Source organism: Mycobacterium sp. SVM_VP21, assembly GCA_024758765.1.
GTDB lineage: Bacteria > Actinomycetota > Actinomycetes > Mycobacteriales > Mycobacteriaceae > Mycobacterium > Mycobacterium heraklionense_C.
Genome location: CP101406.1, coordinates 1,414,615 through 1,429,065 on the forward strand (window position 1 = coordinate 1,414,615; position 14,451 = coordinate 1,429,065).

Below are 14,451 nucleotides of genomic sequence, written 5' to 3' on the forward strand. Positions count from 1 at the left end.
CAGAACGGCCCCCGAGCTCCAGGTGCGCCAACACCTGGCGGGGACCGCTCACACCCACCAACCCTCAAAAGGAAGCAGGTAGTCCCCATGATGACAGATCACGACCCCATCGGCTACGAGCTGACCGACTTGGGTGCTGACCCCGACAGTCACCTCTACCCCGTGGACAGTGCCACCCGCACCTGCTGCGGCGTAATCGGTGGGCATGCGCGTGGCTGCCGAGCAGGACTCGCTGAGGACAGTCCGATGCGCCAGGCTCTTGACATCGTCGAGGCCCGGCACGCGGGCGACCTTCCCGACGTCGAGATCAACCGCGTCGGACGCCGCAGGTACGTCGAGATCAACGACTATGGCCACCTGGTCCGCCTCACCCCGGCAGGCGCCCGCGAACTGGCGGACTACCTGCTGGAAGCCGCCGACGCCGCGGAGGTGCCGTGGTGAGCGACAAGGACAGGGAGATGGAAAGGAATCTGCACCGGCTGTGCTGTGAGGTCAGGGACCACCTGAACGCAAAGCCGTTCAAGAGCTGGACGCCAGAGATGCTCCAAGCGCTGCTGAGTCTGCTGCGCGTGGCGGGCGTCAAACCACAGCAGTTCGTGGGCAAGCCAAAGCTCACCGTCGTGAAGGGCGGACTCTGATGGCCAGCCACGTTGCCGGAACCAACACGGTGAAGGGAGCCGGCCCCACGCGGGCCGGACTCCCCACCGAACTGCCCGAGTGGCGTCTGGCGATGCGGTGCAGGGGCTGTGGCAGGTGGTTGACCGATCCTGCCAGCGTCCAGGCCGGTATCGGACCCCTGTGTGCATCACGGGAGATCGGATGACCAGCAGTGTCCAAGTGTCGTGGCCGGAGGTGAATCGGTTCATCACCGAGGTGATCAAGGCCGCCACCTACGCCCCGCTGCCGATCGCCGGCACCCCGGCATGGTGCGAGCTGGCCGATACCGACATGCGCAAGCTCATCGCCCTCGCCGTCGCCGGAGAGCACCACGTCCTGCGTTGCGATCTTGCCCAGGAAGCTGCCGCTGACGCATCGAAAACCATTGCCACCGCTGAGGACTGGCCCGCGATTGCCCGCCAGATCCGGGCCGGCCGCGGCGACGCATACGTTCCACGACGAAAGGAGTCCGCGTGACCGACGACAACAACGTGGTGCCCATCGGCACCGCGAACAAGAAGACCACCCCGAAACCGTTGGGTGCTGTACCGGAACGCCCCCTGTACCCGTCCCCGGACGCACCCCTTGAGGTAGCCCGCAAGCTGTACAAGAAATTCACGCTCCCCACTGGCCGCACCCTGGTCTCCCACCGTGGCGACTGGCAGCGCTGGAACGGACAGCAGTGGTCGACCGAGGACGCCGCGCACCTACGCAGCACCATCTACTCCCGCCTCGGCGAGGTCGACTACGAGCGCCCGATCCGGGAGAAGGGCATCACTGTCGACTACGAACGCACCCCGTGGAACCCCAACCGAAACAAGGTCGCTAACGTGCTGGAAGCACTCGCCGCTGTAGCGCACCTCAGCGCTGACGTCGACGCCCCGGCATGGATCGGCGACCACGACACCGCTTCACCGCCCGGTGAGGTGATCGCCTGCACCAACGGGTTGCTGTCCCTCGCTGATCGACAACTGCACCCGCACACCCCGGCGTTCTACAACACCGTCTCTGTGCCGTTCGCCTACCAGGCCGACGCCCCCGAGCCGAAAGTGTGGCTGGAGTTCCTGGCCTCGATCTGGCCCGACGACCCCGCCAGCATCGCCCTGCTACAGGAGTGGATCGGCTACATCGTCACCGGCCGCACCGACCAGCAGAAGATCCTGCTCCTGATCGGCCCCACCCGCAGCGGGAAGGGCACCATCGCCCGGATGATCCGCAACCTCATCGGACGCGGCCACGTCACTGGCCCCACCCTGGCCTCCCTGGGCACCAACTTCGGGCTGGCCCCGCTGATGGGCAAGCCGCTGGCCATCATCGCCGACGCACGACTCGGCGGGACCACCGTCCACACCATCGTCGAACGCCTGCTGTCCATCTCCGGCGAGGACGTGCTGACCGTTGACCGTAAGTTCCGTGACCCCTGGTCGGGCAAGCTGTCCACCCGCCTGATGATCCTGTCCAACGAGGTACCACGGTTCTCGGACGCCTCCGGTGCCATCGCCAACCGGCTCCTGGTCCTCCAGATGCGCAACAGCTTCCTGGGCCGCGAGGACCGCACCCTGGATGCCCGCATTACCGCCGAGCTACCCGGCATCCTCAACTGGGCGCTGGAAGGCCTCGACCGCCTCGCCAGCAAACAACACTTCACGGTCCCGAAGTCCTCCGGCGAAGCCACCACCATGCTCATGGATCTGGCGTCCCCGGTGTCGGCGTTCGTCCGGGACTGCTGTGTACGCGCCGAGGGGGCCAGCGTTGAGCGTGACCGCCTCTACGGAGCGTGGAAGGCATGGTGCGTCGACAGCGGCCACGAATCCGGCAGCAAGGCCACGTTCGGCCGCAACCTCGCCGCCGTCGTCCCCGATCTCGGCACCTCCAAGCCGCGGGTCAACGGCATTCAGATTCGCTATTACACCAACATTGGACTTTCGCCTGCCTCACCTGCCTCACCCGGAATACCTGCTGGTCAAAGCCCCGCAAGTGAGGCACGCCCGCCTGTCTCACCACCTGTCCCAGAACAGCAACAGTTTCCCGCCGAAACCGGTGAGGCAGGAACGGGTGCCTCAAATAGTGAGGTAACTCCGCAGGTCAACCAGGGTGAGGCAGGTGAGGCACGCAAATCGCCACTGTCAGCCGTACCGCAAAACGCAGACCGTCCCAAGGTGTCGTGTCAGAAATGGTTCAACCACCACGTCGAACAGCTCATCGCGGCCGGCACCACCCTCACCGAATCGTTTGCTGTGATCACCGCCGGCCAAGCCGCCGGATACACCAAACACCAGATCCACACCGCCGCTAGCGGACACCCCACCCTCAAGGCCCTCGGCCGCGGACAGTGGTCACTCACCGGCGAACACAACCCGTACCCCAGCACCGACGACTTCATCACCACCTACCTCAACCAGCTCCCAGCAAACACCATCGAGGTAGACCGCGACCACTTCCGTGCCGCCGGGGAAGCCGCCGGCTACGCCTGGGAAGCCCTACGCAAGGCGATCCGCAACCAGCCCCGGATCACCTCAACGATGGGACCGAACGCGGTATGGCGCATCAACGACCCGCAGGAGGGCACCGCGTGACCATGCTCGACTCCCTGCTGTCCGCTCTCGGTGGCGCACCCGCCCTTCCCGGCGCCCGCTGCCGCCACCGGAGTCACCTGTTCGACGAACGTGGCGGCGACGAACCCGAAGATGTTGCCGAACAGCGTCACCAGCAGGCCCTCGGCTTATGCAAAGTCTGTCCGGCGCTGGCCGGCTGCTCGGAATGGTTCGACGCCCTGCCGGCCCGCAAGCGGCCAACCGGTGTCGTCGCCGGAATCGTCAACAGCCCCAAGAAGGAAGGAACGTCAGCATGATCCATCCCGAGATCGATGGCGCGCGTGACGCGCTGGCACTGATCGACGCCGCCCTACGTGGCGACAACCCGGCCGCGCAGTTGATCGTCAGCACCTACACCGACACCGCCGGCACGCTGCTACGGCAACTGCTCAGCGTCACCGAGGTATTCGCCCGCCGCATCGGCGAACTGACCGACACCAGCCCCCACCAGGTCGTCCAAACGCTGCGCGACGGCGTAGCCGACATCGAAGGAGAAATTCCGTGAGTAACGAAACCGCCAACGAAGCAACCCCGGTCGACACCGAGGAGGTCACCGACACCACGTCTACGACTGAGGTTCCCGCCGAACCCCAGTCCGACACGGACACGCAGGAAGAAACGGTAGAACAGTTCGGCCGTGACTACGTGGAAAAGCTGCGGCGGGAATCCGCCGGATACCGCGAACGCGCCACCACCGCCGAAACCACGGTCGCAGCACTGCGGCAGCAGCACGCCGAACGCCTCATCGACGCCGCCGGGGTGAAGCCGGCAGCCGTATTCGCGCTGACCACCATCACCGATCTACTCGCCGACGACGGCACCGTCGACCCCGAAAAGGTCACCGCTGCGGTCACCCGCGCCCGCCAGGAACTCGGCGTCACCGGCCGACCCCAACCCCTTCGGCCGCAGGGCGGCCTTACCAGCGGCACCGGCGCACCCAAGGCGCAGAACACCTGGCAATCCGCATTCGCCCCGCCGGAAAGGTAAACTCACCACCAACAACCGCCTGATGCGGGACAGGTCGCGGCCCGGAGCCACGCCATCGAATACACCAATTTGATGTGCGCGCTTCCGGGCCGCACCCCGTTTGAAAGGCAGGACCACCCGTGTCCGGTATCGAACTCACCACCCCGCTCACCACAGTCGCCTGGGCGCAAGACAAGTTCTCGTTCACACCCGGTGATGTCGTCCCCGAAGCCCTCATCCTCAAGACCAGCACCGTCTCCGGGCACATCGAGGGAGACCGGCCATCTCTGCGGGTCGCCTACGTCAAGGACGACGAGTCCGCGGCCTACGTGGCCGAAGGCGCCGAGATCACCGACTCCGCCCCGGAACTGTCCGAGGTCGTCATCCACACGAAGAAACTCGCCCGCCTGGTCTCAATCTCCAACGAACAGCACCGCCAGCCCGAAACCCCCGGCCAGACCGCGCAATCCGTCGCCCGCGACCTCATCCGCAAGGCCGACCTGTCCTATCTCAGTGAGGTCGCACCCACACCGCCGGCCACCGGCTCCACCGGCCTGTTGCACACCGCTGGCGTGGTCGACGGCGGTGAAGTCGCGGCCAACCTCGACGGCCTCGTTGACCTCGTTGCCGAACTCGAAGCCAACCTTGCGCACCCCGGATACATCGTCGTAGACCCCCGCACCTGGGCCAGCCTGCGCAAGCTCAAGGTTGGTGGCGACCAGATCAACGCCTCCCTGCTCGGTGCCGGAACCACCGACGCCGTACCCATGCTGCTGAGCCTGCCGGTGCTGCGCTCCCCGTTCATCCCCGCCAACAGCGGCCTGGTCATCGACCCCAGCGCCATCGTCTCGGCAGTCGGGCAGGTCAACATCGCCCAATCCGATCACGCCCTGTTCGCCAACGACGCGGTCCTGCTGCGGGCAACGTGGTCCATCGGCTGGGCAGTTATGCGCCCCGAACGCGTCGGCCGGTTCACCGTCGACCCCGGCGACAGCGACGGCAGCTAACCCAAAGCCCGCTATCCCCCGCGCGGTCCTGAACTCCCCGCGCGGGGATGGCGAAACGAGGTCCGGGTGGTGTTGATGTGGGTCGCCCCACCCGGACCTCCGCCACGGCGGGGTCGGTTGCCGTTCAGCCGGCCCCGCCACCAAGGCCAACAACCAGACGATAGATAGAGCTTCTAGTTAGCTACGGATATAAGTGTGTTGGAAAAAATGAATAGGGGGTATGCGCCTAAGCCACGAGCGGCGGCTGACTGCCTTTGGGGGTTGCCCCCCTCCGTTAGACTGGCTGTTGCACCGACAGGCACGAACCCGTGACCAGTCACGGGTTGCTGCTGCTCCGTATTTTCCCCGCATAAACGTCCGCGACACGCCGTGTATCTACCCGTACCCGCCCGTACTAGGTACATCGGTAATCAGTTGCGCCACAACATATTAACGGACTAACCCACACGCCCGCAGACGCTGTTTTCGCTTGCTGAATACGCGGGTTCGATTCCCGTCATCGGCTCCATCGGCTCCACGTGATGTCTCAGAACATCGGAATCCGAGGACCCGCAATCTGCGGCTGGCAGCGATCCGAGCCCTGTTCTCCTTGCCGCCGGCGGCATCCTGAACACATCGAGCTGATTCAGCGCGCGCGGCCATTCCAGCGAAACGGTTCGACAAGCAACTGGTGTCGTTTCTCACCAGCGCCGAGATCAACGCCCTCATCGGCGCACCCGACCGCAACCGTTGGAGGGGCGCCGCCACCGCGCCGTGTTGCTATTGGCGGCACCGACTGGGCTGCGGGTATCCGAGCTGACGGGGTTGAACTGCGGTGACATCACTGTCGGTCCCGGAGCGACCGTTCGCTGCCTTGGCAAGGGGCCGCAAACATCGAGCCGTTCCGCTCACCTCGCCGCCTACCCAGGCGGTCCTGGCCCTCACTCAGAGGACCACCACCACAGCGCCTTCCGACCGTGATGTCTGGGCCTCGGCATAGTGCCGGGCTGGGGATAGATCGGTTCCAGGCTAGGGATAGATCGATGACGATCAGTCCGTAGCGCGAGATGTTGCGCAGCTCGGCGTCGAGACGGTCGATGCAGTGGGCTTCGGCCAGGCCTGCGGATCCAGCCGGTGGCCGGGGCGCATGCCCCTCGGTGCCCGGCCTGGGCGGCGACGGTCGCCAGCTCGGTGGCCAGATGGGTCTTGCCGGTGCCCCGCAGGCCCAGTACCACGATGTTGCGGCCTCGGCCAGCCAGCCGCCGGCATCTGGGCGGGCGACCTGGGCACAGTCGGCCCTTACGGACCGACGAGCCCTCGTTGACCAGTTTGCCCCGCTCCGCCGCCGTTACCGAAGAAGATCCCGCCACGGCCAGCGGCGCCCGCGCCGCCTGCGCCACCAGGGTTGACGCCGTTGCCGCCAGCACCCCCATTTCCACCGTTGCCGCCGTCACCGCCGTCACCGAAGAAGAACGCAGCGTTACCACCAGCTCCTCCACCACCGCCGGCGCCGCCAGGGGTGTCACCGTCACCACCGGTGCCACCATTGCCACCGCTACCGCTGAAGATCCCTCCGTTGCCGCCTCTACCGCCGTCACCGCCAGCCCCGCCATTGCCCCCGGCGCCGCCGTCACCGCCGTTACCGAAGAAGAGTCCGCCAGCCCCGCCATTGCCCCCGGCGCCGCCGTCACCGCCGTTGACCCCGTCGCCTCCGTTGCCCCCGTTACCACCGTTACCAAAGAGGAATGCGGCGCTGCCACCCCCACCGGCGCCACCGTTGATTGGACCGGAGCTTTCAGCAACAAAAGCGGTGACCGGCGAATCAGTGCCGCTTGTATCAGCAGACCCGGCGTTACCACCGTTGCCAAACAACCATCCGGCATCGCCGCCGCTGCCGTAATACCCGTAACCGTTACCACCGTCACCGAACAGCAACCCTGCGTTGCCGCCATCGGGGTTATCGGCGGTTCCGTCAGTGCCGTTGCCGATCAAGTACTGCCCCGATGTCGAGTTGACGAAGTTGGCGAACACTTGGCCGTCAGAGCTGTCGACCCAGGTGCCGATGGAAATGTGCAACGGGGTGTAGAAGAACTCGTTGAACAGGACTGCACCGAGGTCTGGGGCGTTCAAGTTCACTAGCAGGGTGTCCCAAGCCGCGCTCAGCGCATCAGGGTCGGCCCACGTCGAGGACTCAAACAACGCCGCCACCGAATCGATGATCACGTCACCCACGTCGGCTTGTGCAGCGGGCACCACGCTCAACGACGTGATCCCCAACGCCAGGGATGCGCTGATCGCGCTTCCAGTTCCGAGGGCACGACGCGGCATGCCGCCCCGGCGTGATGAACGACGTTGTCCAGCGTTGCGGTGACCGATCATGCACATAGTCCTTGCTTAAAGGAGGATTCAAAAAAGGAATTCCTCAGACATTACCCAGCTGATGGCTAAGTTTATCTCACGGTCGGGGCTGCTGCCGGAATAGGCAGTGTTGGTGACGAAAACGAGGTAGAAAACTACCTGCAATTCTGTCTAGACTGCTAGGCATGATGATCGATCACCGTGACGTTGTCAGCGTCACAGAACTTGCGAACCGCAGCTCTCGGCTAGTTGCCGACGCCGCGCAGGGCCGCGACATCATCATCTCCAAAAACAACCGTCTCACGGCCGTGCTTATGGGTGTCGACCGGTTGCAGGAACTGGAAGACCGTGAAGAGAACCTGGCGCTGTTGTCTCTGGCAGTGACTCGAATGGCAACTGACAACGGCAACCGAACCGACTTGGACGACTTCATAGCAGAGCTGGGCCTCACCGACGACGTGGCTGCGATTGAGGACGACGAGGACGACTAGCCTGTCATGGCACGCGTTCAACTGACGGACGATGCGAAGGATGACATCCGAGGCCTCGATGGTTCAGTTCGGACTCAGGTCCTGAAGGACCTCAAGAAGCTTGAAGTCGCCCCGTCTCAGCGTGGCGGTCCCTTGGGCTCCCGGAACAGCGGGAACCTCACCGGGCTTCGAAAGTTGTATGTCGGCCCCAACAATGGATATCGCGCAGTTTTCGCCGCTGAGGGCGACAACTTGGCCGTAGTGATGGTGGTAGCGGCGCGTGCCGACGCCGAATGCTACGAGATGGCGGTAGCGCGGCTGATGCTGATGTCTGACCAAAGCCAGCAGAATGAGATGGTCAGCCTGCTGAAGTCGATAATGGGCCACTGACTCCCTAACACAGCCCGAAGCGCGGCAATCCTCCTTTGCGGATTTTGCCAACCCCCGCCTTCAACGGGATTTGCGACAACCCCCCATTTTCCCCGGGAATACGGTCGCTACACGCCGCGCACGCACCCACGGAGAAACGCGGGATCTATTGCAGCGCAGTACGTTAACGTACTAGAACAATCACCGACAGACACCTCCAAGCTGCATACACGGGTTCGATTCCCGTCATCGGCCCACACCGTCATCGGCGCCGCCAATCCCCCGGGGAAATCCAGCTCACTTGACCCACGGCACGATGGGCACAAACGGCCGGTTAGCGTTGTGCCAGAAGTGGTCCAAGGCAGTCACGGCGGTGTCGTGCGTGATCAGCCAACGCCCGCCCTGCTCGGACAGCACGATGGGCTCGGGCGCACTGTGGTCACGAAAGCCCCCCTCGGCGGTGACGGTCGCTCCAGCGGAATTGCCGGGCGCGGGCTGAATATCGGTCACCTTGAAGACGTACGGCAGCAAGCCGGCCTCTTGGGTCTCCCGCAGGCGCTGATCGATCGTCTGGGCTTCGTCGGGACTGAAGCCTGGGGTGACGACGTTGGTCTTGTTCGCCGCCGGGATGTTCGGGTCGGTCAGCTCAGCCATCGCGGCGAGCACCTCATCGGTGGTGGGTACCGGCTCGGCGGCAGAGGACGTTGCGGGTGTGGCCGCGCCCGCGAGCGCAGCGGCAAGCGCAATTGAGGCGGCGGCGATTCTCATGGCGCAAAGCTAACGGCGTTATGTGTCAACGATGTTGTCCATATGCAACGGCAGATGAACAAACCCAGGCGTGGCGTGGGCCCGAATATAGACGCGCATCTTGCGACTTCGATTCAGATCTTGCATCGTCCTTTTTCGATCTAAACCGATCGTACGGTTTAACGGTCGCCGCGCCGCCATCACCGAACTGTGGCACCGGAGCGTTAACCGCGGCGATGTCGATGCCGACATCGCTATCGACGACATCATCGATCTGCTGTCCGGGCCGCTCATCTTTCGCCCCATGACTGGCCAGTACCCGCTCGCCGAGGACCACGCGCGGCGGCTGGCTGAAGTCGCGCTGCGGGGTGTACTCGCCCCAAACGCCCCGCACGCCGGCTAATCCCGCCACAATCACCGGTATGGGTCTGTTTCCGAAGCCACACACCACCCTGACCGACGCCGAGGTCGCCGACGCACTGAGCCGCGCGGTCGCGGTCATCGATCCGCTGCTCGACTTGCTCTCGGAGGCCGATCCGATCGGGCTGCGCAAGCGCACCCGCCGGCTGCTCAGTCCGCCCCGCAGCCTGAGCCATCGCATCCGGCGGTTTCGGCTGCGGCGGCGCCGTCACGAGGCCGGTCGCGGTCCCAGCGTCACCAACCGCGCCTTGAACGCCGGAGCCCAGCTGATCAACGCCGCGGATCTGCCCGGCACCGCGGCCTGGGAGCGGCTGAGTCGCGAGCAACGGGTGCACTGGTGGGTGCACCGGGTGGGTGCGCTCAACACTCTGGTGGTCGCCTCCCCGGGGGTGTTCGGATGGCTGACCCGAGTGATCCCGGTGGGCGAGCTGGCGGGATTCGTCAATCACGCCATCGTGTTGTGCGCGTTGGCCCGCGAGTACGGCGTCACCGACCGGCGCGAGCAGGTGCGACTGCTCGCCGAGGTGTTGTGCGGGCGCCATCTCCCCGAGAACGTCGACGTACCGACGCAACCCGATCCCGCACCGCTTCCCGAAACACCGCCGCCGGGGTGGAAGCCGCTGAAGTCGATCACGTCATCGACCCCGGTGGTGATCACCCGCACCGTCTGGCAGCTGGCCGGTATCCTGCGGGCGACTTTCGACGAGGTGAGCAAGCGCCCGCACCCGAAGAAGTTCTATCAGCGTCTGGGCGCACTACCCGGGTTCGGTTTGTTCGCCGCCTATTTCGGCGAGCGTGGCGCGCTGATCCGAGCTGCCGAACAAGGCGTGGCTTGGCTCGAGGCCCGCGAAGACGGCGCCAGCCCCGGCGGAGCCAGGGAGGTAAGCCCGCTTTAGAAGACCCGGATCCAGTCGACGAGCATCTGGGCGGGGTAGCTGCCCGGCCGAGGATCACCGCCACCGGAACCGGCAACGGCCAGGTTGAACACCGAAAACACTTGGTAACCAGGATTATTGAAAGGCCAGTCCGCGATCGAGTTCGCCGGAACGGAGAAGTAGGGTGCAGCTCCGTCGACGTAATCGCGCCAGAAGCGGATGCCGTCGGTGTCCCAGCGGCACCGCCAGGTGTGCCAGGCACTGTCCATCGAGATCTGTTGGGTTGCCCATTCGGCACCGTTCGATCTCGTGTGGACGGTGGTCGCCGACGGCCAATTGCCATTGCCGTACCACTCCAGCACGTCGATCTCGCCTTGATCCTCGTTGCCCATCCACCAGGCCGGCCAAGCCCCGGCAGTAAGGCAGTCGAGCTTGATCCGGGCTTCCCAGGTGTGCCCGATACCGCCCAACCACCGGCTCTGGATTTTTCCGCTGTAGTAGTTATCGCTATCTTTGGCGGCGCGCAGCACCAGGTTCGACTTGCCGTCGACGAACACGTTCTTGCGATCGTCGCGGTACTGGCCGACGTTCTCGGGACGCTCCCAGAACGTCGGGTCCTTCATCGACTCCCGGGCCTGCGCCACCGCCCACTTCGCCGGGTCCGGCGCGGAACCAGCCGGGCCATCGAACTCGTCGCTGAAAATGTAGGTCTGCGACGGGGCGGCGGGCAGCGGTTGCGCGGGGCCGGGTCGGGCCCAGGCCTCCGGCAGTCGCATCCCGGCGGCAAGCATGCCGATTCCCGTCGTCAACATCAGGCTGCGTCGATTCATCTCGGCCACCTTCGCATGAAACCACTTCAGCGGCCGGGGCATCAATGGCAGAAGCCCCGCACACCCGAAGGTGTGCGGGGCTTCCGTCGTGTGTTGTAGCGAACTACTAGCTGGCAGGCGCCGGAGTGGCACCAGCGCCACCCGCGCCGCCGGCGCCGGGGGCAGTGCCGTTGTTGTCCTCACCGGGCTGGCCCGCCGCACCGTCGGTGTCACCGGAGGCTCCACCGGCACCGCCGTGACCACCGTCACCGCCCGGGGAGGCGATGCCACCACCGACACCACCGGTGCCACCGGCACCACCGTTGCCGCCGTTAGCGGTCGCACTGGCGCCACCGGCTCCACCGACACCACCGTTACCACCAGCGACACCGCCGATGCTTCCGATGGCGCCACCGGCTCCACCGGCACCGCCGACACCACCGTTGCCACTGGTCGAGGTGCCACCGGCACCACCGGTACCACCGGTACCACCGGTCGCAAGGCTCCCAGCGACACCACCGGCGCCCGCGGCGCCACCGTTGCCACCGTCGCCGATCGTGCCAGCCGAGCCACCGAGGAAGCCGGAGGTTCCAGCCTTCGCGCCGGCCGCGCCACCGACGCCACCGTTGCCACCGTTGCCACCGTTGTTGTCGAACGTGGTGTTGAAGCCGCTGCCGTTACCGCCGACGCCACCGGTACCGCCGACGCCACCGTTGCCGGAGTTGCCGCCGCTGCCGATGAGCGACCCGCCGTTGCCGCCGTTGCCGCCGTTGCCACCCTTGCCACCGACACCGCCGTTTGCGGCAGCCGTGGTGTTGGTCGCGTCATTACCGGTGCTACCAGCAACGCCGGTACCGCCGACGCCACCGTTACCGCCCGAGCCGAGCAGCGCGGCAGCACCGCCGTCGCCACCGTTGCCACCGGCGATACCCGCAGCACCGTTACCGCCGTTGCCCATCAACATGCCACCGGCGCCGCCGTCGCCACCGTTGATGGTGCCTTCGATCACGTTGCCCTCGGCGTCCTTGAAAGCACCGAGCGCACCGGCGCCGCCGTCGCCACCGTTACCGATCAGGCCACCGTCACCACCGGCGGAACCGGCAATGCCGTTGCCACCGTCGCCGAACAGCAGACCACCGTTGCCGGCCTCGGTCAGCACGCCGTCGTCGCTGATGGACGCATTGGTGCCATCGCAGACCAGGCCGCAGCTGTCACCGAAGGCAAAGATCGGGTTGACGATGCTGAACAGCGGGATCAGCATGTCGCCCAGCGAGTGGATGCCGCCGTAGATCGAGTCGTAGATACCGTCCAGGCCAAAGCCAGCAGCGGAGCCGGGCAGTTCCGAACCGTCGAAGCTCAAGCTGTCGACGCCCACGCCGCCGTCGGAAGGGCCTTCCAAACCGAGCGCGCTCAGCACATCGCCAAAGTCGAAGTCGAAATCCGCGTTGGCGGCCGGAGCGGCGGCGAGCGGGCTCAGGCCCAGCGCCAGGAACGCACCAACTGCGCTTGCGGCCCCGATAACACGGTTGCGAACATGAGTCATCTAATGAATCCCTCCCATAGATCTGCCTGTGAAGCAGTCGTCTTTTCCCCAGTGCTGTCTTATCCGCAGCGACTGGAACGTTACCTCAGCGTTATGTGTGGCGACGCCAAAACTCCGCCACTCAGCAACGGCTCAACGCCCCCGGCCTTGCAGAACCAGCGGAAACATAATCCAACTTGGGATAAAATGTGATCCATGACACATCTCAGGATGGGCACATTAACAAGTGCTCCAGCCGGGAACAGCCCGACTGGCTCATGTCACGACAACCTTCTCAGAACACCCGCACCCAGTCGATCAGCATGTCCGCCGGGTAGCTGCCAACCCGGGCGTCGCCGCCGCCGGATCCGCCGATGGCCAGGTTCAGGATCGGGAACACCGTGTAGCCCGGGTCGTTGAACGGCCACTCCCGGCCCGGCTCGTCGATGTTCTCGATGCCGACCGCGGGAACAGAGAAGTAGGGCTCCATGCCCTCGACGTAGTCCTGCCAGAAGTACATCCCGCTCTGGTTCCAGGTGACGCGCCAGTTGTGCCAGTTGCCGTCGACCGGGATCGGATGAGTTTCGAACGCGGTGCCGTAGGGGTTGGCGTGCACGGTGGTGCCCGAGGGCCACTCGCCGTTGCCGTACCACTCCATCAGGTCGATTTCGCCCTCGCGGCCGGGGTCGTCGTTGGACAGCCACCATCCGGGCCAGCAGCCCGCGGTCTGGCAGTTCAGCTTGATGCGCGCTTCCCAGGTGGTGCCGATGCCGCCGCGCCAGTTGCCGTGCACCAGGCCACCGAAGAAGGTGTTGCCCTCCTGGGTGCCCCGGATCACCAGGTTGGATTTGCCGTCGAGGAAGACGTTCTTGCGGCTGTCGCGGTACTGGTAGAAGTACTCGGGCCGGTCCCAGCCGACGGGACGACGGATCGGGGTGCGGTGGTTCGAGATCGTCCACTTCGAAGGATCGGGGGCCGAGCCGGCCGGGCCGTCGAACTCGTCATGCCAGATGAAGCCCCCGGGCTTGGCGGCGGCAGCAGGCGCAGCAGGCGCAGCGGGGTCGGCGGGGGCCGACGGCGGCTGCGCCGGGTCGCCCGGCGCTCCAGGGACCGCGGGAACGGCTCTGGCCTGGGGGGTGGGGGCTGCGGCGGCCAATGCGCCGGCACCCAGCATCATCATGACTTGGCGGCGGTTCATCTCGGGCACGGAGGCAATCTAACCCACACCGCACCGGTGTCAAACAAGGCAAGCCCGCCCGCGTGGCCTATGTCACCTCGTCGCCGTCGGCACTGTCGTCAAGCACGCCGACGGCAATCCCGTAGGGCAGGAACCGCACCCGGCGCTTCGGGTCGGGATTGCGCTGACTGGCTCGCAGTGCGTCGATCTCGGTGGCGTAGACCTGCTCGACCCGCGCCGCCCCGTCGTCGCCGACGGTATAGATAGCCCAGACTCCGTCACCGGTCTCGCCGGTGGTCGCCGGCTCGGCCCGCGCGGCCCGGGCCAGATCAGCAAAGATCGCACCCCAGCCCGCTCGATGGTCCCCGGCGGAGCCGAACGTGCCGGAGAACCGGTCGAATGCCGCGCGCAGCCCCTCGCCGGCCTCCCGCATCATGCGGTCCAAATCCTCGGAATCGAACCCGAAGGCGCCGTTGTCGCCCATTGCCAGCCCCTTTCGCG

19 protein-coding genes and 1 pseudogene are annotated in these 14,451 nt (G+C 65.7%); 13 read left to right on the forward strand and 7 right to left on the reverse strand.

Annotated elements, in window-relative coordinates:
* Window positions 1-87: 87 nt before the first annotated feature.
* From NM962_06825 to NM962_06865, 9 genes are all read left to right on the forward strand, one after another.
* On the forward strand, window positions 88-441 hold the full coding sequence (locus NM962_06825; protein ID UVO13785.1) for a hypothetical protein: 354 nt from the start codon (window positions 88-90) through the stop codon (window positions 439-441).
* Complete coding sequence (locus tag NM962_06830; protein UVO13786.1) at window positions 438-638, forward strand: hypothetical protein; 201 nt, start codon at window positions 438-440, stop codon at window positions 636-638. The genes NM962_06825 and NM962_06830 overlap by 4 nt, the downstream gene beginning before the upstream one ends.
* Before the next feature lie 92 nt (window positions 639-730).
* Window positions 731-823: a DUF6011 domain-containing protein gene (locus NM962_06835; protein UVO14587.1), complete on the forward strand. Its 93-nt coding sequence runs from the start codon at window positions 731-733 to the stop codon at window positions 821-823.
* Window positions 820-1,134, forward strand: coding sequence for a DUF2742 domain-containing protein (locus NM962_06840; GenBank protein ID UVO13787.1), 315 nt, complete (start codon window positions 820-822; stop codon window positions 1,132-1,134). The genes NM962_06835 and NM962_06840 overlap by 4 nt, the downstream gene beginning before the upstream one ends.
* Window positions 1,131-3,233, forward strand: a complete 2,103-nt coding sequence (locus tag NM962_06845) for a phage/plasmid primase, P4 family (GenBank protein ID UVO13788.1) — start codon at window positions 1,131-1,133, stop codon at window positions 3,231-3,233. The genes NM962_06840 and NM962_06845 overlap by 4 nt, the downstream gene beginning before the upstream one ends.
* 2 nt (window positions 3,234-3,235) lie before the next feature.
* Complete coding sequence (locus NM962_06850) at window positions 3,236-3,508, forward strand: hypothetical protein (GenBank protein UVO14588.1); 273 nt, start codon at window positions 3,236-3,238, stop codon at window positions 3,506-3,508.
* Window positions 3,505-3,756, forward strand: a complete 252-nt coding sequence (locus tag NM962_06855; protein UVO13789.1) for a hypothetical protein — start codon at window positions 3,505-3,507, stop codon at window positions 3,754-3,756. The genes NM962_06850 and NM962_06855 overlap by 4 nt, the downstream gene beginning before the upstream one ends.
* Window positions 3,753-4,238 (forward strand): hypothetical protein, encoded by a 486-nt coding sequence (locus tag NM962_06860; GenBank protein UVO13790.1) that lies wholly within the window; start codon window positions 3,753-3,755, stop codon window positions 4,236-4,238. Before NM962_06855 ends, NM962_06860 begins: the two co-directional genes overlap by 4 nt.
* A 119-nt stretch (window positions 4,239-4,357) precedes the next feature.
* On the forward strand, window positions 4,358-5,224 hold the full coding sequence (locus NM962_06865) for a phage major capsid protein (GenBank protein UVO13791.1): 867 nt from the start codon (window positions 4,358-4,360) through the stop codon (window positions 5,222-5,224).
* Window positions 5,225-6,242: 1,018 nt separating this feature from the next.
* On the opposite strand, the pseudogene NM962_06870 reads toward NM962_06865, so the two are convergent.
* Together NM962_06870 and NM962_06875 are read right to left on the reverse strand one after the other, a co-directional pair.
* Window positions 6,243-6,497, reverse strand: a pseudogene (locus tag NM962_06870) (ATP-binding protein).
* Window positions 6,498-6,502: 5 nt separating this feature from the next.
* Window positions 6,503-7,531, reverse strand: coding sequence for a hypothetical protein (locus tag NM962_06875; GenBank protein ID UVO13792.1), 1,029 nt, complete (start codon window positions 7,529-7,531; stop codon window positions 6,503-6,505).
* A gap of 215 nt (window positions 7,532-7,746) precedes the next feature.
* Here NM962_06875 and NM962_06880 point away from each other — a divergent pair, with 215 nt between their 5' ends.
* Together NM962_06880 and NM962_06885 are read left to right on the forward strand one after the other, a co-directional pair.
* Window positions 7,747-8,052, forward strand: coding sequence for a type II toxin-antitoxin system Phd/YefM family antitoxin (locus NM962_06880; GenBank protein ID UVO13793.1), 306 nt, complete (start codon window positions 7,747-7,749; stop codon window positions 8,050-8,052).
* A gap of 6 nt (window positions 8,053-8,058) precedes the next feature.
* Complete coding sequence (locus NM962_06885) at window positions 8,059-8,421, forward strand: type II toxin-antitoxin system RelE/ParE family toxin (GenBank protein ID UVO13794.1); 363 nt, start codon at window positions 8,059-8,061, stop codon at window positions 8,419-8,421.
* Between the two features lie 276 nt (window positions 8,422-8,697).
* Here NM962_06885 and NM962_06890 read toward each other — a convergent pair whose 3' ends face one another.
* Window positions 8,698-9,168, reverse strand: a complete 471-nt coding sequence (locus tag NM962_06890; GenBank protein UVO13795.1) for a hypothetical protein — start codon at window positions 9,166-9,168, stop codon at window positions 8,698-8,700.
* Window positions 9,169-9,268: 100 nt separating this feature from the next.
* Here NM962_06890 and NM962_06895 point away from each other — a divergent pair, with 100 nt between their 5' ends.
* Together NM962_06895 and NM962_06900 are read left to right on the forward strand one after the other, a co-directional pair.
* Window positions 9,269-9,550 carry a TetR/AcrR family transcriptional regulator C-terminal ligand-binding domain-containing protein gene (locus NM962_06895; GenBank protein UVO13796.1) on the forward strand — a complete coding sequence of 94 codons (282 nt, stop codon included), beginning with the start codon at window positions 9,269-9,271 and terminating at the stop codon, window positions 9,548-9,550.
* A 19-nt stretch (window positions 9,551-9,569) separates the two neighbouring features.
* A complete protein-coding gene (locus NM962_06900) occupies window positions 9,570-10,463 on the forward strand; it encodes a hypothetical protein (GenBank protein ID UVO13797.1) in 894 nt (297 codons plus the stop codon).
* Here NM962_06900 and NM962_06905 read toward each other — a convergent pair.
* The 4 genes from NM962_06905 to NM962_06920 form a co-directional block, all read right to left on the reverse strand.
* Entirely contained in the window at window positions 10,460-11,281 is an 822-nt protein-coding gene (locus tag NM962_06905; protein ID UVO13798.1) for a glycoside hydrolase family 16 protein, read from the reverse strand. The genes NM962_06900 and NM962_06905 overlap by 4 nt on opposite strands.
* 97 nt (window positions 11,282-11,378) lie before the next feature.
* On the reverse strand, window positions 11,379-12,794 hold the full coding sequence (locus NM962_06910; GenBank protein UVO13799.1) for a hypothetical protein: 1,416 nt from the start codon (window positions 12,792-12,794) through the stop codon (window positions 11,379-11,381).
* 274 nt (window positions 12,795-13,068) lie between these two features.
* Window positions 13,069-13,971: a glycoside hydrolase family 16 protein gene (locus NM962_06915; protein ID UVO14589.1), complete on the reverse strand. Its 903-nt coding sequence runs from the start codon at window positions 13,969-13,971 to the stop codon at window positions 13,069-13,071.
* 67 nt (window positions 13,972-14,038) lie between these two features.
* On the reverse strand, window positions 14,039-14,434 hold the full coding sequence (locus tag NM962_06920) for a hypothetical protein (protein ID UVO13800.1): 396 nt from the start codon (window positions 14,432-14,434) through the stop codon (window positions 14,039-14,041).
* Window positions 14,435-14,451: the final 17 nt, after the last annotated feature.